General features: G+C 60.1%; 20 protein-coding genes. 7 read left to right on the top strand and 13 right to left on the bottom strand.

The window, feature by feature from the left end; genetic code table 11:
* Positions 1-15: 15 nt before the first annotated feature.
* The 4 genes from FFI16_RS27970 to FFI16_RS27955 all read right to left on the bottom strand — a co-directional run bounded on the left by FFI16_RS27970 (position 16) and on the right by FFI16_RS27955 (position 4815).
* Positions 16-2019 (bottom strand): acyltransferase family protein, encoded by a 2004-nt coding sequence (locus tag FFI16_RS27970; protein WP_138813370.1) that lies wholly within the window; start codon positions 2017-2019, stop codon positions 16-18.
* 155 nt (positions 2020-2174) lie between these two features.
* Positions 2175-3434, bottom strand: coding sequence for a transcription termination factor Rho (gene rho / locus FFI16_RS27965; protein WP_003176825.1), 1260 nt, complete (start codon positions 3432-3434; stop codon positions 2175-2177).
* A gap of 235 nt (positions 3435-3669) precedes the next feature.
* A complete protein-coding gene (trxA, locus tag FFI16_RS27960; RefSeq protein WP_003213989.1) occupies positions 3670-3999 on the bottom strand; it encodes a thioredoxin TrxA in 330 nt (109 codons plus the stop codon).
* A 120-nt stretch (positions 4000-4119) separates the two neighbouring features.
* Complete coding sequence (locus FFI16_RS27955; RefSeq protein WP_138813369.1) at positions 4120-4815, bottom strand: FadR/GntR family transcriptional regulator; 696 nt, start codon at positions 4813-4815, stop codon at positions 4120-4122.
* A gap of 256 nt (positions 4816-5071) precedes the next feature.
* Between FFI16_RS27955 and FFI16_RS27950 the strand changes: the two genes are divergently transcribed.
* Genes FFI16_RS27950 through FFI16_RS27935 form a run of 4 tightly spaced genes read left to right on the top strand, consistent with a single transcriptional unit; the run spans position 5072 to position 7911 of the window.
* Complete coding sequence (locus FFI16_RS27950) at positions 5072-5857, top strand: transporter substrate-binding domain-containing protein (RefSeq protein WP_138813368.1); 786 nt, start codon at positions 5072-5074, stop codon at positions 5855-5857.
* 14 nt (positions 5858-5871) lie between these two features.
* Entirely contained in the window at positions 5872-6540 is a 669-nt protein-coding gene (locus FFI16_RS27945) for an amino acid ABC transporter permease (RefSeq protein WP_138813367.1), read from the top strand.
* Complete coding sequence (locus FFI16_RS27940) at positions 6537-7187, top strand: amino acid ABC transporter permease (RefSeq protein WP_138813366.1); 651 nt, start codon at positions 6537-6539, stop codon at positions 7185-7187. The genes FFI16_RS27945 and FFI16_RS27940 overlap by 4 nt, the downstream gene beginning before the upstream one ends.
* Complete coding sequence (locus FFI16_RS27935) at positions 7174-7911, top strand: amino acid ABC transporter ATP-binding protein (RefSeq protein WP_017135248.1); 738 nt, start codon at positions 7174-7176, stop codon at positions 7909-7911. Before FFI16_RS27940 ends, FFI16_RS27935 begins: the two co-directional genes overlap by 14 nt.
* A 4-nt stretch (positions 7912-7915) precedes the next feature.
* Here FFI16_RS27935 and FFI16_RS27930 read toward each other — a convergent pair whose 3' ends face one another.
* The 4 genes from FFI16_RS27930 to FFI16_RS27915 all read right to left on the bottom strand — a co-directional run bounded on the left by FFI16_RS27930 (position 7916) and on the right by FFI16_RS27915 (position 12457).
* Positions 7916-8491: a hypothetical protein gene (locus FFI16_RS27930; protein WP_306110109.1), complete on the bottom strand. Its 576-nt coding sequence runs from the start codon at positions 8489-8491 to the stop codon at positions 7916-7918.
* Complete coding sequence (locus tag FFI16_RS27925; RefSeq protein WP_138815329.1) at positions 8481-10919, bottom strand: fimbria/pilus outer membrane usher protein; 2439 nt, start codon at positions 10917-10919, stop codon at positions 8481-8483. The genes FFI16_RS27930 and FFI16_RS27925 overlap by 11 nt, the downstream gene beginning before the upstream one ends.
* A 43-nt stretch (positions 10920-10962) precedes the next feature.
* The gene (locus tag FFI16_RS27920) at positions 10963-11631 is read right to left on the bottom strand and encodes a fimbria/pilus chaperone family protein (RefSeq protein WP_256666308.1); all 669 of its coding nucleotides are present in this window, start codon (positions 11629-11631) and stop codon (positions 10963-10965) included.
* Positions 11632-11800: 169 nt separating this feature from the next.
* The gene (locus FFI16_RS27915; RefSeq protein ID WP_138813364.1) at positions 11801-12457 is read right to left on the bottom strand and encodes a DUF1120 domain-containing protein; all 657 of its coding nucleotides are present in this window, start codon (positions 12455-12457) and stop codon (positions 11801-11803) included.
* A 477-nt stretch (positions 12458-12934) separates the two neighbouring features.
* Here FFI16_RS27915 and ppx point away from each other — a divergent pair, with 477 nt between their 5' ends.
* The gene (gene ppx, locus FFI16_RS27910) at positions 12935-14437 is read left to right on the top strand and encodes an exopolyphosphatase (RefSeq protein WP_178112714.1); all 1503 of its coding nucleotides are present in this window, start codon (positions 12935-12937) and stop codon (positions 14435-14437) included.
* Between the two features lie 135 nt (positions 14438-14572).
* On the opposite strand, the gene ppk1 is transcribed toward ppx, so the two are convergent.
* Both ppk1 and hemB read right to left on the bottom strand, forming a co-directional pair.
* Complete coding sequence (ppk1, locus tag FFI16_RS27905) at positions 14573-16795, bottom strand: polyphosphate kinase 1 (protein WP_138813362.1); 2223 nt, start codon at positions 16793-16795, stop codon at positions 14573-14575.
* Between the two features lie 18 nt (positions 16796-16813).
* Positions 16814-17827 carry a porphobilinogen synthase gene (hemB, locus tag FFI16_RS27900; protein ID WP_138813361.1) on the bottom strand — a complete coding sequence of 338 codons (1014 nt, stop codon included), beginning with the start codon at positions 17825-17827 and terminating at the stop codon, positions 16814-16816.
* A 208-nt stretch (positions 17828-18035) separates the two neighbouring features.
* Here hemB and FFI16_RS27895 point away from each other — a divergent pair, with 208 nt between their 5' ends.
* Positions 18036-18671 (top strand): DedA family protein, encoded by a 636-nt coding sequence (locus FFI16_RS27895; RefSeq protein ID WP_138813360.1) that lies wholly within the window; start codon positions 18036-18038, stop codon positions 18669-18671.
* Here the strand turns inward: FFI16_RS27895 and FFI16_RS27890 are convergent.
* Entirely contained in the window at positions 18652-19887 is a 1236-nt protein-coding gene (locus FFI16_RS27890) for a sterol desaturase family protein (RefSeq protein WP_138813359.1), read from the bottom strand. The genes FFI16_RS27895 and FFI16_RS27890 overlap by 20 nt on opposite strands.
* 115 nt (positions 19888-20002) lie before the next feature.
* Between FFI16_RS27890 and elbB the strand changes: the two genes are divergently transcribed.
* The gene (elbB, locus tag FFI16_RS27885) at positions 20003-20668 is read left to right on the top strand and encodes an isoprenoid biosynthesis glyoxalase ElbB (RefSeq protein ID WP_138813358.1); all 666 of its coding nucleotides are present in this window, start codon (positions 20003-20005) and stop codon (positions 20666-20668) included.
* On the opposite strand, the gene FFI16_RS27880 is transcribed toward elbB, so the two are convergent.
* Complete coding sequence (locus tag FFI16_RS27880; RefSeq protein WP_138813357.1) at positions 20665-21120, bottom strand: YaiI/YqxD family protein; 456 nt, start codon at positions 21118-21120, stop codon at positions 20665-20667. The genes elbB and FFI16_RS27880 overlap by 4 nt on opposite strands.
* Positions 21121-21122: 2 nt before the next feature.
* Positions 21123-23018: an FTR1 family protein gene (locus tag FFI16_RS27875; protein ID WP_138813356.1), complete on the bottom strand. Its 1896-nt coding sequence runs from the start codon at positions 23016-23018 to the stop codon at positions 21123-21125.
* Positions 23019-23188: the final 170 nt, after the last annotated feature.

Below are 23188 nucleotides of genomic sequence, written 5' to 3'. Positions count from 1 at the left end.
AAGAGCGCTGGCAGCTTATTGCACGTCATTGCGACTCACACTCGACTCAACGGACGCATTACGCATGGCGTGGAAGAAGGGCTCGAGGAACCCTTCCACATAGCGCGTGCCTACGGCCGAGAGATGGTTGTCATCGGTATACAGCGACTGGCCGTCGCGTTCGACCCGGCACCAACCGTTGGTCTCGCACAGCTTGGGTGCGGGATCCATGAGCTGCACACCGGGGTCCGCCGCGGCGATGCGCTCAAAAACGCTGCTGATATAGGCCTGGCGCTCGATGTGTTCGGCCAGGGGCAAGCCTTCGCGGTCGGTCGGGCGCCCCAGCATCGCCAGGCGGCTGAGCCGGTAAGGCACGTTGAATGCCTGCAGCGGCACCTCCTTGACCAGCCACACCCGGTGCCCGCTGGCGCGCAGTTGCTGCACCAGCGCAGTCACACCCTCGGCAAACAGTTGTTCAGCGACGGCGCGGTCGTACTTGCCCGTTTGCGGGTCATGAAGGGAAGCGCCGGTGTCGCCGGAGCGTTGGCCATAAACGTACAGGCTCCAGCGGGCTACCAGCACCACATCACTGAACGGCTCCTTGCTCAACAACTGGGTGACACGTTCGTTGAACGCCCGGCAGCCTGGGGTGTTTTCTTTGCGGTTGAACGGCAGGCAACCGGCGTAACCGGCCTGGGTGATGCCGAAGTCGTACTTGCGTGAGCCGTCATTCAACGCTGGAATGAGTGCCGAGGCATGGCTGTCGCCCCAGACCAATGCGCGGGCAGCACTCGCCTGCGGGCCAAAATGGCAGAGTTTGCGGTTCGGGTCTTTCTTGTCATCCGACAGGCAGCTCATGAGCGTAGGGCTCCAGGTATGCGCCTGGGCGAACTGCAACGCCTGGGGCGACAGCCGTGATGCAAACCCATCCGACCACACCAGGCCTTTGCCGATCAGGCCCAGGCCAGCGAGGCCGACAACGCCTGCAATCAGGATCGACCGACGACCCGCCAGCAGGCGCCGCTCGCGAAACGGTCCCTCGACGAACCGCCAGGACGCGTAGCCCAGTACCAGGCTCAAGGCGAACAGACCCGCCAGCGCCCAGGACGAAAGCCCAAAAATACTCGCGTACTTGCCAAACACCAGCACCGGCCAGTGCCACAGGTACCACGAATAGGAAATCAGCCCGATGCCGACCAGCACGCGACTGCCCAGCAAGCGCCCTACCCAGGTAGTGTGTTGGCCGTTAGCCCAAATCAAGCCCACCACACCCAATACCGGCAACAAAGCCGCAGCGCCGGGGAACGCGGTGCTGGCGTCGTAACCCAATACCGCCACCAGAATCAGGCCCAGGCTGAACAGACTGATGGCTTGCGCAAGCGCGGGACTTACCCGCTGAGCCCGCATTGGCATCACCGCCAGCATGGACCCGGCCAACAATTCCCAGGCACGCATGGGCAGCAGGAAGAAGGCTTTGTCCGGCTCATGGGCCACGGCCCACACGCTCGCCGCAAACGACACCAGCAGCAACACAAACAAGGCGCCGCGCCATTGCTTCAGCCGGCTCGACAACAGCGCCAGCAAGAGTGGAAAGGCAATGTAGAACTGCTCTTCAACCGACAGCGACCAGGTGTGCAACATCGGCTTCATGTCGGAGGCCGTGTCGAAATAGCCGTCCTGGCGCATGAAGAACAGATTGGAGATGAAAATAACCTGGTTGTGTATCGAGCGCCCAAGCTCTGAGTAATCTTTGGGCGCCATCAGGAACCAACCGGCCACCAACGAGGTGAACATCATCACAAGCAACGCAGGCAGGATACGTCGAGCTCGTCGCGCCCAGAAATCGACAAAGCTGAAACGCCCGGCTTCACGTTCGCGCCAGATGATCGAGGTAATCAGGAAGCCTGAAATCACGAAGAACACATCAACGCCGACAAAACCGCCAGTAATACCAGGAACACCAAAATGGAACAGCACGACAGCGAGGACAGCAATGGCGCGCAGGCCATCAATGTCTCTTCGGTAAGCAAGAGCGGTCATAAATCGTAGATCAGCCTGATTCGAATGGAGATGAGCGTAGCCACGCTCAGCCTTTTTGTTTCTTAACTGACACTATTACCGCACAAATCTCTCTTTTCCGATGCAAAAAAAATGGCGCCCCGAGGGGCGCCATTTTTTGGACCTGAAACGTCGTATTACTTACGCTTCATCGACAGGAAGAACTCGTCGTTGGTCTTGGTGGTTTTCAGCTTGTCGATCAGGAACTCGATGGCGGCTACTTCGTCCATCGGGTGCAGCAGCTTGCGCAGGATCCACATGCGCTGCAGTTCGTCGTCGGCGGTCAGCAACTCTTCACGGCGGGTGCCGGAGCGGTTGATGTTGATCGCTGGGAACACACGCTTTTCAGCGATGCGACGGTCCAGGGGCAGTTCCATGTTGCCGGTACCCTTGAACTCTTCGTAGATCACTTCGTCCATCTTCGAGCCGGTTTCAACCAGCGCGGTGGCGATAATGGTCAGTGAGCCGCCTTCTTCGATGTTCCGCGCGGCGCCAAAGAAACGCTTTGGTTTCTCCAGGGCGTGGGCATCGACACCACCGGTGAGTACCTTGCCGGAGCTTGGGATCACGGTGTTGTAGGCACGCGCCAGACGGGTGATGGAGTCGAGCAGGATCACCACGTCCTTCTTGTGTTCGACCAGGCGCTTGGCCTTCTCGATCACCATTTCGGCAACCTGCACGTGGCGGGTTGGCGGCTCATCGAACGTCGAGGCAACCACTTCGCCGCGCACGGTGCGCTGCATTTCGGTCACTTCTTCCGGGCGCTCATCGATCAGCAATACGATCAGGTGAACTTCCGGGTTGTTACGCGCGATGTTCGCTGCAATGTTCTGCAGCATGATGGTCTTACCGGCTTTCGGCGGTGCAACGATCAGGCCGCGCTGGCCTTTGCCGATCGGGGCGCACAGGTCGATGACACGACCGGTCAAGTCTTCGGTGGAGCCGTTACCGGCTTCCATCTTCATGCGCACAGTCGGGAACAGCGGCGTCAGGTTCTCGAAGAGAATCTTGTTCTTCGCGTTCTCGGGACGATCGAAGTTGATCGTGTCGACCTTGAGCAGCGCGAAATAACGCTCGCCTTCCTTCGGAGGACGGATCTTGCCGACGATGGTGTCACCGGTGCGCAAGTTGAAGCGACGGATCTGGCTCGGCGAGACGTAGATGTCGTCTGGGCCGGCAAGATAGGAAGCGTCTGCAGAGCGGAGGAAGCCGAAGCCGTCCTGGAGAATCTCCAGCACGCCATCACCGGAGATTTCCTCGCCGCTTTTCGCGTGCTTTTTGAGCAGGGAGAAAATCACGTCCTGCTTGCGCGAACGGGCCATATTTTCTATGCCCATTTCTTCGGCCAATTGGAGCAGGTCGGTAATCGGCTTTTGCTTGAGTTCAGTCAGATTCATATAGGAATGACGTAATCATTTATGGAGGGGGGAAATTAAGCTTTTGGCTTAATGAGGCCGCGCCGCAGAGAAGGCGACAGGATCGCGTACTAATCGAAAAGGAATGCGTCGGCGACGGCTTGCAGGGGGCAGTGGAGAAACCAGTGCGGGGCCGAATGTACCACCTGAATTTCGGAGCGTCTAGCCCTGTTTCACGAAAAAGCCCCGCTATTTTGCGGGGCTTTTTTGACGACGCTTAGATGTTCGCGTCGAGGAAAGCTTGCAGCTGGGACTTCGACAGCGCGCCCACTTTAGTGGCTTCGACGTTGCCGTTCTTGAACAGCATCAGGGTCGGGATACCACGTACGCCGTGCTTGGCCGGGGTTTCCTGGTTATCGTCGATGTTCAGCTTGGCAATGGTCAGCTTGCCTTCGTAAGTGGTCGCAATGTCGTCCAGAACAGGGGCGATCATTTTGCAAGGGCCACACCATTCAGCCCAGTAGTCAACCAGTACCGGGCCTTGAGCCTTGAGTACTTCGGCCTCAAAGGTCGCGTCGGTGACGTGCTTGATAAGATCGTTGCTCATGGATGTCTCCGGATTGTAAGCAAAAAAAACGTGGCCCATCATAGCCGCCCTTCCCCCGTTCAGGAAGCCGCCTCTGATTGAGTCTTGCTATGGCGCTGCATGAGTTTGGGTATAGCCCACTCACGGCGTCACGGGGGTCACGAAGGCGATGCCGGTGCGCAACGCGGCATTGCGCACGTGTTCCTGCATGGTTTTCTGCGCCGCCGCACTGGCGCGCCGGGCCAGGGCACGCAGGATCCTGCGGTGCTCTTGCCAGGTCTCCATGGCCCGTTCCGGTCGGATGAACGGTAGCTTCTGGCTCTCCAGGAACACCTCGGCACTGGCACTCAGGATACTCACCATCGCCTGGTTACCGCTGGCCAGCAGGATCCGTTGATGGAACTCGAAGTCCAGCCGGGCAGCGGCTTCGAAGTCGCCGGCCTTGAGCACTTTGCGCATCGCCTCCACATTGTCCTGCAGGCCGTCCAGCTCATCGAGGCTCAACGTCACCGCCGCCAACCCAGCGGCGAACCCTTCCAGGGCGTAGCGCAACTGGAAGATGTCCAAAGGCGTGGCCTGCGCGGCGAAGGGCCAGGCAAACCCCGGCGCCTCTTGTACCTCTTGCACAAACACACCTTTACCCGGCTGCACGCTCACCACGCCCAAGGCACTTAGCGACGACAACGCCTCGCGCAACGATGCCCGGCTCACGCCCAACTGCACCGCCAGGTCGCGCTGGGACGGCAATGCGTCACCCGCTGCAAAGCCCTGTTCCTTGATCAGTTTGCGGATGGCCTGCAGGGCCGCTTCCGGTACGGCTTGGGCGATGGAATTCATAAAAAACTCAAGGTTGCAGTTAACGGACCGGCTAGTTGTAAAGCTATTCGAAGCCGGCGGCAAGCCACGCCCCAAAGGGGCTCGCGGGGTTTTGCCGGCGCTCGAAAAAGGTGCGAAAACCCTGCGCACTGTTCAGACCAGTAAGACCACCAGAACTCAACAAATCCCAGCGCTCCAGGCCATTGGTGCCGTGATGGCATGGGCCGTGCAATGGCTCGAAACAGAATATTCCCGCGCCCTTCCCCGGAGAGTTGCCATGACCAAGCGCTACAGCGCCCTGCTTACTGCCCTGTTTGCCAGCCTGATGCTGAGCCAGGCACCCGCCCATGCCAACGGTCTGGACGATATCGTCGCCCGTGGCACCCTCAAGGTTGCCGTGCCCCAGGACTTCCCGCCGTTCGGCTCGGTTGGCCCGGATATGAAACCCCGTGGCCTGGACATCGACACCGCCAAGCTGCTGGCCGACCAGCTCAAGGTCAAGCTGGAGCTGACCCCGGTCAACAGCACCAACCGTATCCCGTTCCTCACCACCGGCAAGGTCGACCTGGTGATTTCCAGCCTGGGCAAGAACGCCGAGCGTGAAAAGGTCATCGACTTCTCCAAGGCCTACGCGCCGTTCTACCTCGCTGTGTTCGGCCCACCTGATGCGGCCATCCACACCACCGACGACCTCAAGGGCAAGACCATCAGCGTGACCCGCGGCGCCATTGAAGACATCGAGCTGACCGCCGTCGCGCCCAAGGAAGCCACGATCAAGCGCTTCGAAGACAACAACTCAACCATCGCCGCCTACCTGGCCGGCCAGGTTGACCTGATCGCCAGCGGCAACGTCGTGATGGTGGCCATCAGCGAACGCAGCAATAAACGCGGGCTGGAGCTGAAGGTAAAACTCAAGGATTCGCCAGTGTACGTGGGCGTGAACAAAAACGAGCCGGCCCTGCTGGAGAAGGTCAACCAGATCCTGGTCGCGGCCAAGGCCGATGGCAGCCTGGAAAAGAACGCAATGCAGTGGCTTAAAGAGCCGCTGCCTGCCGATCTGTGAGGCGGAGCTGATTCATGGCGTATCAATTTGACTTTGTGCCAGTGCTGGCCAATACCGACCTGCTGTTGCGCGGCGCGCTGTTCACCCTTGAGCTGACGGCTATCGGCGCGATCCTCGGCGTAGCCTTGGGCACCGTCGGCGCCGTGGTGCGGGCCTGGAAGATCCAACCGTTTTCCTGGATCTTCGGGGTGTATGTCGAGTTGATCCGCAACACGCCGTTCCTGGTGCAGCTGTTCTTCATCTTCTTCGGCCTGCCGTCCCTGGGGCTGAAAATCACCGAGTGGCAAGCCGCCGTATTGGCGATGGTGATCAACCTGGGGGCGTACTCCACCGAGATCATCCGCGCGGGCATCCAGGCGGTCCCCAGCGGCCAACTGGAGGCCGCAGCGGCACTGGCAATGACGCGTTTCGAGGCGTTCCGCCATGTGGTGCTGCTGCCGGCACTGGGCAAGGTGTGGCCGGCCCTGAGCAGCCAGATCATCATCGTGATGCTCGGCTCGGCGGTGTGCTCGCAGATCGCCACCGAAGAGCTGAGCTTTGCCGCCAACTTTATCCAGTCACGCAACTTCCGCGCGTTTGAAACCTACGCACTGACCACCCTGGTGTACCTGTGCATGGCCTTGATGATTCGCCAGTTGCTCAACTGGATAGGCCGCAGGTTCGTGAAGAGGAACAGCCGATGAGTGATTTCTCTTTCTGGGACATCGTGCGCAACCTCGCCACCGGCCTGCAATGGACCTTGCTGCTGTCGCTGGTGGCGTTTGTCGGCGGCGGCGTTATCGGTTTGCTGGTGATGACGATGCGCATCAGCCGCAAAGCTTTCCCGCGCAATGTCGCGCGCACCTACATCGAGTTATTCCAGGGCACGCCGCTGTTGATGCAGCTGTTCCTGGTGTTTTTCGGCATCGCGCTGCTGGGTGTGGATATCTCGCCCTGGCTGGCGGCGGCGATTGCCTTGACCCTGTTTACCAGCGCCTACCTGGCCGAGATCTGGCGCGGCTGCGTCGAATCGATTGCCCACGGGCAATGGGAAGCCTCGGCCAGCCTGGCGCTTAACCCGCTTGAACAACTGCGCTACGTGATCCTGCCCCAAGCCCTGCGCATCGCCGTGGCGCCCACCGTGGGCTTCTCGGTGCAGGTGGTCAAAGGCACGGCCGTGACCTCGATCATCGGCTTTACCGAGCTGACCAAAACCGGCGGCATGCTCGCCAACGCTACCTTCGAGCCCTTTATGGTCTACGGCCTGGTGGCGCTCGGTTACTTCCTGCTCTGCTACCCCTTGTCCCTCAGCGCGCGCTACCTGGAAAGGAGACTGCATGCCTCTGCTTAGAATTTCCGCCCTGCATAAGTATTACGGCGATCACCATGTACTCAAAGGCATCGACCTGACCGTTGAAGAAGGTCAGGTGGTGGCGATCATCGGCCGCAGCGGCTCGGGCAAATCCACCTTGCTGCGTACCCTCAATGGCCTGGAATCGATCAACGACGGCGTGATTGAAGTCGATGGTGAATACCTCGACGCCGCCCGCGCCGACCTGCGCAGCCTGCGGCAGAAAGTCGGCATGGTGTTCCAGCAGTTCAACCTGTTCCCACACCTGACCGTGGGCGAGAACGTCATGCTCGCGCCACAAGTGGTGCAGAAAGTGCCCAAGGCCAAAGCCGCCCAGCTTGCCCGGCAGATGCTGGAACGGGTCGGGCTGGGGGAAAAGTTCGACGCCTTCCCTGATCGCCTGTCCGGCGGCCAGCAACAACGGGTGGCCATTGCCCGTGCGCTGGCCATGTCGCCCAAGGTACTGCTGTGCGATGAAATCACCTCGGCACTGGACCCGGAGCTGGTCAATGAAGTGCTCAGCGTGGTGCGCCAACTGGCCAAGGACGGCATGACCCTGATCATGGTGACCCACGAAATGCGCTTTGCCCGGGAAGTCGGGGACAAGCTGGTGTTCATGCACCAGGGCAAGGTGCATGAAGTGGGCGACCCCAAGACCTTGTTCGCCAACCCAAAGACGCCGGAGTTCGCCAATTTCATCGGCTCGGTGGAGCAACCGGGTTGATCGATTAGCCGCCGGGCAACCATTCAAAGTGCCCCTGACCTTCAAAGACGGTCTCGTGGCGCACTGAAAAGGCATCGGGTGGCAGGTAAGTGTCGATCTGCACCAGCGCTGAAAAGCGTGTGCCGGTCAGCGGCAGACCACTGGCTTTGGCAATCAATACGTGGCCGGGCAATAAAAGCCCCGTAGTAGACATGTCTGTTGATTGCGCCGAGTTGAGTTCGACGGCGCGACCATCGACCTGGGCATGCCTGAGGGCCAGGGTGAAGCTGCCCTGGCGGCCGAATCGATAACCTTGCGCCCCTGCCGGAACACCCGTAAAGCGCAAGGCGACAGCCCCGGGCTGGGCACACACGACGCTCAATTGCAGGGTTCGCTTGCCCAACATGATGGGCTGGCTTCTGATCCCATCGCCCAGCAGTTCGGTGCGTCTAAGCACGCCGTAGTCGACCCTTGGCTGGCTGAGGGAAAGCCGGCAGTCATTCGCCGAAGCATCCGGGGCCGCTATCGCGAGCATGAACAACAGCAAGCTAACGCCCAGGCACAGTCGACGGATGGGGGCTTGCACGGTTTTATTGGGCACGACAGACCGCCGAAGCCGTTTCATAGAGCTTGTCCTCTAGGGGTTGCGACTCAAGGTTCAGATGCAGCAGGCATGGGCGGGTAGAACCCGGCGGCGAAACGCTGAGGATTTGCCCGTCATCCATGTTGTTCAAAAAGATCAGGCCCTCACCCACCACATTGGTCAGGTAGGTGTTATCCGGGCCGAACACTGCAGAGCCCTGGGGCAGAGATGTGCCTTGCTCATCGCGCACCTCAAGCAATACCCGGCGAACATTCACCACCTGGAAATCCACGGTATTGAATGAACCGCGCCCAACGGCGAGGATTTTGGTGCCATTCTTGAGGTCGACCCGCTTGGGCAAGGACTGGGTCTGCACTTCCAGGTGGCTGGTGGTATAGGCCGGCAAGCCGGGAATCACTGCATGCCCACGGTAGTCAGTCCATACCGGGCCTTGTGGGGTCGAAACCTTGGCCGCTGACACTTCGCCCACCGAAAGCACACCAAAGGTGTCCTGCACGGCGTAGGGGGAAAAGGTCAGGCCGCGCTCGTGAGCCACCACGGCACCCTGCAGTTGCCCGTTGTAGCTGGTGCTCGTGGGCGTGCGGTTCACGCCCAGGCCCACACGGGTGTAACGCGGCATCACGTCCACATTCGCGCGAACCGCTTGCTGGCGCTCCTGCAGATCCCGTTCAACCCCCACTTCGTAGTTCACATATTCATTGACCCGCTCGGACAACGCCGTGCCCATATCGGCGCGGCCATTGCGGCGACTGGCATAGGACGTCAGGCGGCGATCATCACCCAAGGGCACCGTGACCTGCAGGCGCAAGGACAGCCCTTCTGGCGATATCTCATCACGCATGCCACGTTCATGGCTTGCGACCTTACGCCGCCGCGAGGCGCCCACCTGCGAGTCGGCGATCAACGCTACATCCACCTGCCTGAAACCCTTGTTCCACGAGGCAAATACATGTTCGGCAAGCTGGCCATCAAACTGCGTACTGCGTGCGTAGCTGAGCGAAAAGGCGCCCAGGGTCGGCTCAGCCCAATTGATCCCCGCGGTGTACTGATTCTGGAAACGAGTGTGCAGATCGTCTTTTTTCAAGCGCCGGCCTGCTTCGAGCACATCGCGGTAGCCTTGGCTTTGGGTCGTCGCACTGAAGCTCATCTCAGCACCCGCCACCAACGGGCTGCTCAGGGATACTGCACTGCGGCTGCCGTTCACACCCGCCTCACCATCGCGCGAGATGTTTTGCCGGGCACTGACGGTCACCCGCTGGAAAAACACACTGCTCATCGTTCCGCCGGCCGACTGGTACTCATCGGTACTCAATAAACCGAACCCCAGGGATGACTGCCGGCCAAACCCCCAGGTGCCGCTGCCCATGACGACAGTCGGCGCCTCGCGGCCCCCGCTCAGTTGTTCACGTACCTTGCCAAGGGCGAAGTCAAAGCCTGGGGTTACGGCAATAGCCGCACCAAAGGAAGCCGCCGGCACCACGAAACTGCGTGTGCCGCCCCGAGTGCCGATAACGCTGACCTCGAGGTCACTGGTGCCATTGAGCAAAGGCAAGCCTGTCAGGCTGAACGGCCCTTCCGGCACCAGCGTGGTATGGATCAGCGCACCGGACTGGCGCACCTCGACACGCGCCTGGCTGTGGGCCAACCCCTCCACCACCACGCCATTACTGGCGCCGGCGCGGGAGACACCATCAGGAAACAGCTGTAACCCCGAAAGCTGAATCCCGCCGAATACCGGGCTTCGGGTAGAGATCTGGCCCACCTGGAAAGTCGATTGCAACGCCGCGATATCACGCTGGGCGTAGGCTTGCACATGCTCGCTGCTACTTTTGCCGTTATCAACGATGTAGAACTGCCGGCTACGGACCACCCAGTTACCCAGGTTGAATCCCGCCTCGGTATAAGCCGAAACGAACCGGCTGGGGCCACTGCGCGACTGGGTCTGAAACCCAAGCACATCGTAGTTGAACAACGCCGCTGCACCGCCCTCGGAAAAATTTCCCCCTTCCCATTCAGGCTCACGCAGGGACTGGGTAGGCACGACCAGCACCACCTCTTCGCTGCCCGGCTGCAACCTGACGATGGTCGCAGGGAACTCACCAATGAAATCGTGACAGGCCTGATCGGCCGAGATGCCCGATTGCAGGATCGCCGAGGGCACTTTAAGGCCCGCTTTCTCCAGCAAACCCGGGGTAAAACACAGCTGTCCCTGATAATCGAAACGAGCCTCGACCAATCCCAGGGAATTCCCGTTGACCCGCAGCCCCACTACTTGCATGCCCTCACGAAACCGCGCCGCACTGCGAAAGTAGTCGGAAACCTTGGGGTCGATGCCATAACTGGCCAGGACAGCCAGATCAAAGCCCTCTCCCAACTCGACGGCCAAAGCAAAACCGGGGGCACCCCACAAAGCTGCCAGCCCCATGAAAAGCCCAGGGCGACGAAACGTCAGGCCAACCATCGAACGCTCAACGCTCATGAACCAGAACATCTGCCTGGTAGTCATCGACAGCAAACCCAAAGGTCGTGGCCGGCTGCAGCACCACCGAGGACACCGCTCCCGTCGGCCCTTCGGTCTTGAGCGTCAATTCCTCACCGGGCAGGATATAAGTGCGAGGCAGCAAGCCGGTTTGTTTCAGCGGATTAAGCTGCACCTCCAATCCCATGCGCACCACATAAGCACTGTCGTTATGCACGCTCAAGCGATCACCCTGGCGCTTCCACTTGAGCAGTTCCCAAGGTGCCTGGTGCCGGGGCAAACCGGCCGGGTGCAGGATCAGCGGCAAGTTCTGACGCAGGGTGATACCAATGGTCGCACCACCGGGCTCACGCGCCTGGGGAATCCCCTCGAAGGACACGCGCTTCAAGCGCTGAGTCTTGAGCGGCGTCTTCAAGGTGCTGATAAACCGGACCAGTTGCGTTTCCCCTGGCTCCACGCGAGCAATGGGCGGCGTGACAATCAACAGGGTTTCAAGATCCTCGGGCACATTTTCAATGACGGAGTGCAGTAATGCGGGGGTCGGGTCGGTATTCTTAATGTTAATCGTGGCTTCGCCATTTTCTTCATAAAGAATGACAACCGTTGTTTCAGGCAACATACCGTCGGCACGGGCTACGCCACACATCAGCAACGCCATACAACACGATATGAAAAAAATCATTCTTGAAAGACCGTTCACCGGGTTCTCCTTGGGACACTTACAAACAAATAATCACTTGTAATTACACAGCCACATGAAAACAGCCGATAACAAATAGGAGGCCCCCTGACTGCCTCTGCCTTGCTATCGACTGTTGTTCAAACGTTTAGATGTAATCCAGAACCAACGTCGCGTGGCCATCCAACGCCACATTACCGGCAAGGTTCAGATCATTTGCGCGATTGATCACAGCTTTGACGGCAATGACGCCGCTTAGCTGAGAGATCGAAGCTGGCGCATTGACAGTGCCGTTGCGCCAGGAATGCTGGCTAGGTGTCTGGGTAACCTTGCCGTCGCTGGCTTGCCAGGCTGCGTCCTTGTTCGCCCGTACAATCGGGTGAAGCGCCGAACCGCTGGACGTGAGGTTTCTAAGGGTGACCGAATAGCCGCCGATGCGCTTGCCACCCGACGTACCGAGACCATAGTTTTGGGCCTCGGTGTAGCCAGCGCCCAATATGCCGGCAACTTTGCTGGAGGACCGCAAGTCAGTGACAGACAAGAAAAACCTGGCAGGTGTAGTACCGCAGTTGACGACCAGGGAAGTGGAACGCTCCTCACGTGGGTTGAAATTCGTCTGGGACAATTCACTAGCGCGAATCGTGCCATAGTCGATAACCCCGCCGGCGCTCACGCTCATACTGCAAGCCGCCGGAATGATGGTGCCCTTGACGATCAGGTTACCGGTCGGCGTAGGTGTGGCATAGGCACCCACACTGGCGACCAGGCACGCGATACCCACGGCCAAACCAAATACTTTTTTCATATTTTACCCGTCATTAGAAATTAACAGGCGTTACTTATTAAAGGCTGAAAGCTCCGTTTCTAAAATACGACATTCCCTGACATGAAAGACCATAAACAAATAACGCCACGGCATCATTGCCGGCGGGCAGTCTCGCTTGTTAGTGACCTGAAAAAGAATAGGAGAGCACGCCAAGTGTTGTCAGAATGTAATAAAAACATCACCACCGTTTACTACTGCATCAGTAGTCATAACTATGAAATCGAACAGAACAAATACGAAGCCCTGTAAGAAAAGTCCCGAGAGGATTTTTATAAGCATAAATTTAACATCTCTTACTTAGTCTAAAGTTTATTCTTCAGAGCAAAGGAGAATCGCCCTACATCTCCAACAGGCATTGTCTCCTGCACCGACAGGAAGATTCCCGAAGCACAACGCGTTGGCGGCAGCGGTCGATCGTGGCACGATGGTCGGGTTATCGACCGAGACCCCCAAACCATGCCGCAATCCCAAGCCAAGAATCTGTCCCTGATCGCCGCCATCGACCTGGGCTCCAACAGCTTTCACATGGTCGTGGCCAAGGCCCAGAACGGCGAAATCCGCATCCTTGAGCGGCTCGGCGAGAAAGTTCAACTGGCTGCCGGCATCGACGACCAGCGCCAGCTCAATGAAGAATCCATGCAACGCGGCCTCGACTGCCTCAAGCGTTTTGCCCAACTGATTAACGGTATGCCTTTGGGCGCCGTGCGAATTGTCGGCACCAACGCACTGCGTGAGGCGCGTAACCGTGTCGAATTCATCCGCCGTGCCGAAGAAATCCTCGGGCACCCGGTAGAAGTGATCTCCGGCCGCGAGGAAGCGCGCCTGATCTACCTGGGCGTGTCCCACACCCTGGCCGACACGCCCGGCAAGCGCCTGGTGGCGGATATCGGCGGCGGCAGTACCGAGTTCATCATCGGCCAAAGATTCGAGCCCTTGCTGCGCGAGAGCCTGCAAATGGGCTGCGTGAGCTTTACCCAGCGCTACTTCAAGGACGGCAAGATCACCCCGGCCCGCTATGCCCAGGCCTACACGGCGGCGCGGCTGGAGATCATGAGCATTGAGCACGCGCTGCACCGCCTGACCTGGGATGAGGCCATCGGCTCCTCCGGCACCATCCGCGCCATCGGCCTGGCCCTCAAAGCCGGCGGCCATGGCACCGGCGAGGTCAACGCCGAAGGCCTGGCGTGGCTCAAGCGCAAACTGTTCAAGCTGGGCGATGCCGAGAAAATCGACTTCGACGGCATCAAGCCCGACCGTCGCGCCATCTTCCCGGCTGGCCTGGCGATTCTTGAAGCGATCTTCGACGCCCTCGAGCTGCAACGCATGGACCACTGTGATGGCGCCCTGCGCGAAGGCGTGCTGTATGACCTGCTGGGCCGCCATCACCACGAAGACGTGCGTGAGCGCACCCTCACCTCGTTGATGGAGCGTTATCACGTCGATCTGCAACAAGCGGCCCGCGTGGAGCGCAAAGCCCTGCACGCCTTTGACCAAGTGGCCGAGGACTGGGACCTGGAAGACGGCGTCTGGCGCGAACTGCTGGGCTGGGCCGCCAAGGTGCATGAAGTGGGCCTGGACATCGCCCACTACCATTACCACAAGCACGGCGCCTACCTGATCGAGCACTCGGACCTCGCCGGTTTCTCCCGCGAAGACCAACAGATGCTGGCCCTGCTGGTCCGTGGCCATCGCCGCAACATTCCCAAGGACAAGTTTGCCGAATTCGGCGACGAAGGCATCAAGCTGATCCGCCTGTGCGTGCTGCTGCGCTTTGCGATCCTGTTCCACCACATCCGTGGCACCCAGGAAATGCCGCAAGTCACCTTGCGCGCCCATGGCGACAGCCTGGACGTGGTGTTCCCCAAAGGCTGGCTGGATGAAAACCAGCTGACCCAGGCGGATTTTGCCCAGGAAGCGGAGTGGTTGACGCGGGTGGGGTTCGCGCTGAACCTGCGCTGATACGCTCTATATAACGCCACAAAATAAATGTGGGAGCGGGCTTGCCCGCGATGACGGAGTGTCAGTCAACGCATCTTTGACTGACCTACCGCTATCGCGGGCAAGCCCGCTCCCACATTAGGTTTGTGCCGGGTTTTAATTCACCGCAAGAATCGGGCTACCCAGCTTCTCCAGCAACGTCGCCTGCGCGCTGCGCGGGTTCTGGTTGCCGGTCGGTGTATTGCGCACGTAGCGCCCGTCCGATTGCAGGCTCCAGCTGTGGGTGTTGTCGGTGAGGTAGCTTTCCAGCTCCTTCTTGACCCGCATGATCAGCTTCTTGCCTTCCACCGGGAAGCAGGTCTCCACACGCTTATCGAGGTTGCGCTCCATCCAGTCGGCACTGGAGAGGAACATCTGCTCTTCGCCGCCGTTGAGGAAGTAGAACACCCGCGTGTGCTCCAGGAAGCGGCCGATGATCGAGCGTACATGGATGTTATGCGACACGCCCACAATGCCCGGCCGCAGGCAGCACATGCCACGCACCACCAGGTCGATGCGCACCCCGGACTGGCTGGCCTTGTACAACGCGCGGATGATCTTCGGATCGGTCAGGGAGTTGAATTTGGCAATGATATGCGCCGGCTTGCCGTCGAGGGCGAACTGGGTTTCGCGGGCAATCATGTCGAGCATGCCCTTCTTGAGCGTGAACGGCGCGTGCAGCAGCTTCTTCATGCGCAAGGTCTTGCCCATGCCGATCAACTGGCTGAACAACTTGCCGACGTCTTCACACAAGGCGTCGTCAGAGGTGAGCAAGCTGTAGTCGGTGTAGAGCTTGGCGTTGCCGGCGTGATAGTTACCGGTGCCCAAGTGGGCGTAACGCACGATTTCACCGGCTTCGCGGCGCAGGATCAGCATCATCTTGGCGTGTGTCTTGAAGCCGACCACGCCGTAGATCACCACCGCGCCGGCCGCTTGCAGGCGGCTGGCCAGTTGCAGGTTCGACTCTTCGTCAAACCGCGCACGCAGCTCGATCACCGCAGTGACTTCCTTGCCGTTACGCGCGGCGTCGACCAGCGCATCGACGATTTCCGAGTTGGCGCCGGAGCGATACAAGGTCTGGCGCACGGCCAACACATGCGGGTCTTTGGCGGCCTGGCGCAGCAGGTCGACCACTGGCGTGAACGACTCGAATGGGTGCAGCAGCAGAATGTCCTGCTTGCTCACCACGCTGAAAATGTTCTCGCTGTTTTGCAGCAATTTCGGGATCTGCGGCGTGAACGGCGTGTATTGCAGCTCCGGGTGGCTGTCCAGGCCGGTGATGCTGAACAGACGTGTCAGGTTTACCGGGCCATTGACCTGGTACAGCTCGGACTCGGCCAGGTTGAACTGCTTGAGCAGGTAGTCCGACAGGTGTTTAGGGCAGGTGTCGGCCACTTCCAGGCGCACCGCGTCGCCGTAACGGCGCGAGAACAGCTCGCCGCGCAAGGCGCGGGCCAAGTCTTCGACGTCTTCGGAGTCCAGCGCCAGGTCGGCGTTACGGGTCAGGCGGAACTGGTAGCAGCCCTTGACCTTCATGCCCTGGAACAGGTCATCGGCGTGTGCGTGGATCATCGACGAGAGGAATACATAGTTATCGCCAGCGCCCCCGACTTCTTCCGGTACCTTAATGATCCGTGGCAACAGACGCGGCGCCGGGATGATCGCCAGGCCCGAATCGCGACCGAAGGCGTCGATGCCTTCCAGCTCGACGATAAAGTTGAGGCTTTTGTTCACCAGCAAGGGGAACGGGTGCGTCGGGTCGAGGCCGATCGGGGTGATGATCGGTGAAATCTCGTCGCGGAAGTAGCGGCGCACCCAGGTCTTGATCTTGGTGGTCCAGTGGCGTCGACGGATGAAGCGGACCTGATGTTTTTCCAGTTCCGGCAACAGTATGTCGTTGAGGATCGCGTATTGGCGGTCCACATGGCCGTGTACCAGCTCACTGATGCGTGCCAGGGCCTGATGCGGCTGCAGGCCGTCGGCACCGGCTTGTTCACGGGCAAAGGTGATTTGCTTCTTGAGGCCGGCAACGCGGATCTCGAAGAACTCGTCCAGGTTGCTGGAGAAGATCAGCAGGAATTTCAGCCGCTCCAGCAGCGGGTAGGACTCATCCAGCGCCTGCTCGAGCACGCGGATGTTGAATTGCAGTTGTGACAGCTCACGGTGGATGTACAGGCTGCTGTCATCCAGGTTGGTCACCGCCGCTACCGGGGCCGGCGCGGGCGCTTCAGCCACCACGGCAGGTGCGGCCGGCTCCAGCTCCGGTGGGGTTTCGGTGACTTGTTCAACCACCGGGTGAGCGTCTTTTACAGCAACTTCGGAGAGTCCTTCGGTATTCATCGAGTGTTCCTGTGAGGGCTATTGTTGCTCTCTAAGCAATTGGGCAGCGCGGGCGGCGAAGTAGGTCAGAATGCCATCAGCACCCGCACGTTTAAAGGCAGTCAGGGATTCGAGGATCACCCCTTCACTCAACCAACCATTCTGGATCGCGGCCATGTGCATGGCGTATTCACCGCTGACCTGATAGACAAAGGTCGGCACCTTGAATTCCTCTTTGACCCGATAAAGGATGTCCAGATACGGCATCCCGGGCTTGACCATCACCATGTCGGCGCCTTCAGCGAGGTCGGCCGCCACTTCGTGCAGGGCTTCATGGCTGTTGGCCGGGTCCATCTGGTACGAGGCCTTGTTGGCCTTGCCCAGGTTCAACGCCGAGCCCACCGCATCGCGGAACGGGCCGTAATACGCGCTGGCGTACTTGGCCGAGTAGGCCATGATGCGTACGTTGACGTGGCCGGCCAGCTCGAGGGCTTCGCGGATCGCCTGGATGCGGCCGTCCATCATGTCCGACGGTGCCACCACCTGGGCGCCTGCTGCGGCATGGGACAAGGCCTGCTTGACCAGCGCATCGACAGTGATGTCGTTCTGAACGTAGCCGTCTTCGTCGAGAATGCCATCCTGGCCGTGGGTGGTGAACGGGTCCAGCGCCACGTCGGTGATTACACCCAGTTCCGGGAAACGCTCACGCAAGGCACGGGTGGCGCGCTGGGCGATGCCTTCGGGGTTCCAGGCTTCGGCGGCGTCGAGGGACTTGAGTTCAGCCGGTGTCACCGGGAACAGCGCCAATGCCGGAATCCCCAGTTCAACCCAACCGGCTGCCTCTTCAAGCAGCAAATCAATGGTCAAGCGCTCCACGCCCGGCATCGACGCCACAGCTTCCCGACGATTTTCGCCGTCCAGCACAAACACCGGCAGGATCAGATCATTCGTCGTCAGTACGTTTTCACGTACAAGGCGGCGAGAAAAATCATCACGGCGATTGCGTCGCAGACGGGTGGCGGGGAACAGGCGATTGGCAGGGGTAAAGCTCACGACAGACTCCTGAGCCCGCGTTTACGGGCGAGCGTTGCAGTTATAAGCGGCCATTATGACGAAGGAATGACAGTTGTGCTTATCGATGCGACCTGTAGTCGCATTCGTCGTTTATGTAGGAATTGTTCACTTCGTGACACATCTCGATACTTTCATGAATGTTCACGAAGGCGTAGGCTGCGCGTTCATTTCGCCAGCACCCCAGACCATGCTTCAACAATTTCTGCATGACTTCGGCTACTTTGCGCTCTTCCTGGGCACCTTCTTTGAAGGCGAAACCATTTTGGTTCTCGCAGGCTTCCTGGCGTTCCGTGGCTACATGGATATCAACCTGGTGGTCGTGGTTGCCTTTTTTGGCAGCTATGCCGGCGATCAGCTGTGGTATTTCCTGGGGCGCAAACACGGGCGCAAGCTGCTGGCGCGCAAGCCGCGTTGGCAATTGATGGGCGACAAGGCCCTGGAACATATCCGCAAGCACCCGGATATCTGGGTGCTGAGCTTCCGCTTCGTGTATGGATTGCGCACCGTCATGCCAGTGGCGATAGGCCTGTCTGGCTACCCGCCGGCCCGCTACTTGATCCTCAACGGCATCGGCGCCGCCATCTGGGCCGCAGCCTTGGGCGCGGCGGCCTACCACTTCGGTGCGGTGCTGGAAGGCATGCTCGGCAGCGTCAAGAAATACGAGCTGTGGGTACTGGGCGCGTTGCTGTTGCTGGGTTTTGGCCTGTGGTTGCGCCGGCGCTTCAAGAATGCGCGTATCGCCCGCGAAGCCTGTGCTGCGGCCAAGGCCCGGCTGGCTGCCGAGCCGGCCCCGGAGCCAACGCCTAAGACGCCAGTCGAGTAAGCCGGCTTCTGCAACAGTAGAGGCCGATCGCACTGAGCAAGCTGTAACTCACCAGACCCAGCCAGCCCAGGCTGCTGGCTGGCCACAAGCCGACCAACGGCGCCAGCCACACCAGTGGCACATTCAGCCCCAGGCGCACCAGCTCGGCTTTCAGCGCCCACGGTCGGTTCTCCAGGGCCACGCCCAAGGTAAACAACCCCAGCGCCATCGCACTCCAGCCCAGTACCAGCGCGGCCGTGGGCAGCCCTTCGCCGAAATTCATCAGGTAACTGCCAAACCCTACATACGCTGCAAATTGCAGGGCGATGTAAACCTGCTGGCGTGCGTCCAGCGGCACCTCGAATTTGCGGAACTGGCTCAAGTCGGGCTTGGCCATCGGGTACTTGGCCTTCACGTCCGCCGGGCGCCAGCCGGTGCGCATGAACCAGATACGCAGCTTGTCCCACCTGCTCTCGGTGCGGCGCGCATCACTCCACAACTGTGCATAAAACTGCAGGTTGGCCCATAGCGGGTTCCAACTGGCCAACGGCGTGGTCACGCCAAAGATCACCGGTTCGTTTTCGTCTTCTTCCTGGAAGCTGCCGAACAGGCGGTCCCAAATAATGAACACCCCGCCGTAGTTGCGATCCATGTAGAGAGCGTTTTGTGCATGGTGGGCCCGATGGTTGGACGGCGTGACAAAGAACCACTCGAACCAGCCAAGCTTGGGCACATGGCGGGTATGCACCCAGAATTGATACAGAAGATTGAGCGAGGCCACGCTGATAAACACCACCAACGGCACACCCAGCACGGCCAGGGGCAGGTAGAAGATCCAGCTCAGCAAAAAGCCGGTGCTGGTCTGGCGCAGGGCGGTGGTGAGGTTGTAGTCCTCGCTCTGGTGATGCACCGAGTGCGCGGCCCAAAGAATATTGCGTTCATGGCCGCAGCGGTGCAGCCAGTAGTAGCAGAAGTCGTAGAACACAAAGGCGAACACCCAGGTCCATACGCTCTGGGCGGGCAGCTCGATCAGCGCCAGGTGCTTGAGGGCAAACGCGTAGGTCAACAGGCCCACGCCCTTGGTCAACAACCCGGTGGTGGTGGACAGCACGCCGGTGCTGAGGCTGTTGATGGCGTCCGCCACCCGATAATTGCGTTCGCCGCGCCAGCGATCGGCCAGCAGCTCGACCACGATCAGGGCAATGAAAAACGGTACCGCGTAAGGCACAAAGTCCATGGGCTAGTCCGATGTTTTTTTGTTACATCAAGATTAGGTGTAGCGGCAGGAGATCCCATTGGCAACAGGTGACAAATTAGTAGACATTTAACGCCACAAAATAGGAGAGATGCCCATGAGCAAAAAGATTGCAGTGATCCTTTCCGGCTGCGGCGTGTACGACGGCGCAGAGATCCATGAAAGCGTGATCACACTGCTGCGCCTGGATCAGCGCGGCGCTCAGGTCCAATGTTTTGCGCCAGATATTGCGCAGCTGCACGTGATCAACCACCTCACCGGTGAAGAGATGCCCGAGTCACGCAATGTGCTGGTGGAGTCGGCGCGCATCGCTCGCGGTGAAGTCAAAGACATACGCGAAGCCAACGCCGACGAGTTCGACGCACTGATCGTGCCTGGCGGGTTTGGCGCAGCCAAGAACCTCTCGAACTTTGCCGTGGAGGGCGCCGGCTGCAGCGTCAATCCACAAGTGCTGGAGCTGGCCGAAGCCTTTGCCGAAGCCGGCAAGCCCGTGGGGTTGATCTGCATCTCACCGGCCCTGGCGGCAAAGATCTACGGCCCCGGCGTGACCTGCACCATCGGCAACTGCCCCGACACGGCGGCCGCCCTGGACAAAATGGGTGCCACTCATCAGGAGTGCGCTGTCGAGGACATCGTCGAGGACAAGGCCCGCAAGCTGGTGAGCACACCGGCCTACATGCTCGGCAAGCGCATCAGCGAGGTCGCATCAGGGATCAACAAGCTGGTGGATCGAGTACTGGAACTGACCCACGAGAATGATTAACCCGCTTTCATCAGACGCGTGAGGATACGATCCAGCGCGTTGGCAAACGCCTGCTTGTCCTTTTCCCCATGGGGCGGTGGGCCGCCGCCCATCTGGCCCTGCTCACGCAGGTCGGTGAACAGGTTGCGCACCGCCAGCCGCTCACTCATGTTCGCCGGGCTGAACTCCTTGCCGCGTGGGTCGAGGGCCGTGACGCCCTTCTTCACCAGGCGATCGGCCAACGGCACGTCGCTGCAGATCACCAACTCACCGGGCACGGCGTGCTCCACCAGATAGTCATCCGCCGCGTCCGGGCCGCTGGGCACCACGATCAGCTTCACACAGGCAAAGCTCGGCTTGATCTGGCTTTGGCCCGCCACCAGCACCACGTCGAACTGGCGCTTGAGGGCGAACTTCACCACTTGGTCCTTGGCTGCCCGCGGGCAGGCGTCTGCATCGATCCACACACGCATGCTTATGCCACCACTCGACGCTTCTCGGCCAGACGACTGCGGCCGTACAGCACCACAATCGCCAGGATCGCCACAGCCTGCGCACTCAACGAGTACGCATCGGCATGAATGCCCAGCCAGTCGAAGTCAAAGAACGCCACCGGCCGTGTGCCGAAAATGCCCGCTTCCTGCAAGGCCTTGACGCCATGCCCGGCGAACACCACCGACAACGCGCACAGCAGCGCCGCATTGATGCCAAAGAACAACGCCAGCGGCAGTTTCGCCGAGCCGCGCAGAATCACCCACGCCAAACCTACCAGCAGCACCAACGCCGTGGCGCCGCCGGCCAGTACCGCGTTGTGCCCGGCAGGGCCGGCTTGCAGCCACAGGGTTTCGTAGAACAGGATCACCTCGAACAGTTCGCGATACACCGAGAAAAACGCCAGCATCGCAAAACCGAAACGCCCCCCGCCGCCGACCAGGCTGCTCTTGATGTAATCCTGCCAGGCCGCCGCGTGGCGTCGGTCATGCATCCACACGCCCAGCCACAGCACCATCACACTGGCGAACAGCGCCGTGCAGCCTTCAAGCAATTCGCGTTGGGCGCCGCTCACGTCAATCACATACGCCGCCAAGGCCCAGGTCGCCAAGCCGGCCAGCAGCGCCAAGCCCCAACCAACGTTGACACTGCGCACCGCCGATTGCTGGCCGGTGTTACGCAGGAACGCCAGGACCGCCGCCAGTACCAGAATCGCCTCAAGGCCTTCGCGCAGCAGAATCAGCAAACCGGAGATATAGCTCAGCGACCAGCTCAGGCCATCACTGCCCAACAATCCGGCGGATTCGGTGAGTTTGCCTTTGGCCACGTCCAGGCGCTGTTGCACCTGCTCGACCGGCAGGCCGTCCTGCAACGACTGTCGGTAGGCCATCAAAGCTTTCTCAGTGTCTTTGCGCACATTGGCGTCGACGTTATCCAGGGAGCTTTCTACCAGCTCGAAGCCTTCCAGGTACGCTGCGACTGAAAGGTCATAGGCCTGTTCGTGATCGCCGTTGCGGAACGCGGCGAGGCTCTTGTCCAGCGTGGTTGCGGTGTAATCAAGCAACTGCGACGGGCCACGCTTGACCTGCGGCGGCTGCGCACGCTGGGCGCGGAACGTCGCGGCAGCGGCTGGGCCACTGGCTGCCAGCACCTCGTTGGGGGTCTGGCGTGCGAGGTCGGCAAGGTTGAAGGGTTGTTCGCTTTGGGCAGCCGCCGGGTCAGCGGTGAAACCTGCGATGTAGGTGGCCAGGTCCCAACGTTGGCGGTCGTCCAATTGGTCAGCGAAGGACGGCATGTCGGTGCCTTCAACGCCCAGGCCGAGGGTGTTGTAGATCGCGTAGAGGCTCAGGCGGTCCAGACGTGTCGCGTCGCGCAGGTTCGCCGGCGGTGGCGTCATGCCCGTGGACGCCGGGCCATCACCGGCGCCCGCAGTACCGTGGCACACCGAACAGTGCTGGGCATAGAGCGGAGCACCCCGGGTAGGGTCTGGCGTGATCGCCGGCGCCTGGCTGACTTCATAGGCCACCGCCAACTTGGCGCCCAACTGGCGGGCTTGGCGGGCGACGGTTGCGCCGTCCTGGTGAGCGGATACAGCCGCTGACAATTCGTCGACGCCCTTGATTAACTCCGCGCGCTCCGGCCTTTGCGGCAACTCGGCCACCAGGCTCTGCAACACGCCGAGAAACTCTATTTGTTCGCGGTATTCGGATTCATCGATAACCTTCCCCGCCTCCACCGTCGGCGGGTAGTCAGCGCCAATATAGTCCAGCAGATGCAGGGCTTGTGGGGCGCCCTCGGCAGTCGCGGCCAGCAGGTTGAAGCTGCACGACATCAACCCTGGCAGCAGCAACCAGGCGAGAAAACGGAAAGGGGCAATCATGAATGAATCTCAAAGGGAAATACGAAGTAACACATTGTTGAATTTTAACGGGCTTGACTCAAGGCGTTAGTGATTTGGCGCATCGAAGAACCGCGCATTCAAGAGACAAGTAATGGCACCTCACCGCGAATCACAACAGCAAAAAGCCATTGTTTTGCCAGTAATGGCGC

This window comes from Pseudomonas sp. KBS0710 (genome assembly GCF_005938045.2).
Taxonomy (GTDB): domain Bacteria; phylum Pseudomonadota; class Gammaproteobacteria; order Pseudomonadales; family Pseudomonadaceae; genus Aquipseudomonas.
This window is presented reverse-complemented; position numbering and strand designations above follow the sequence as displayed.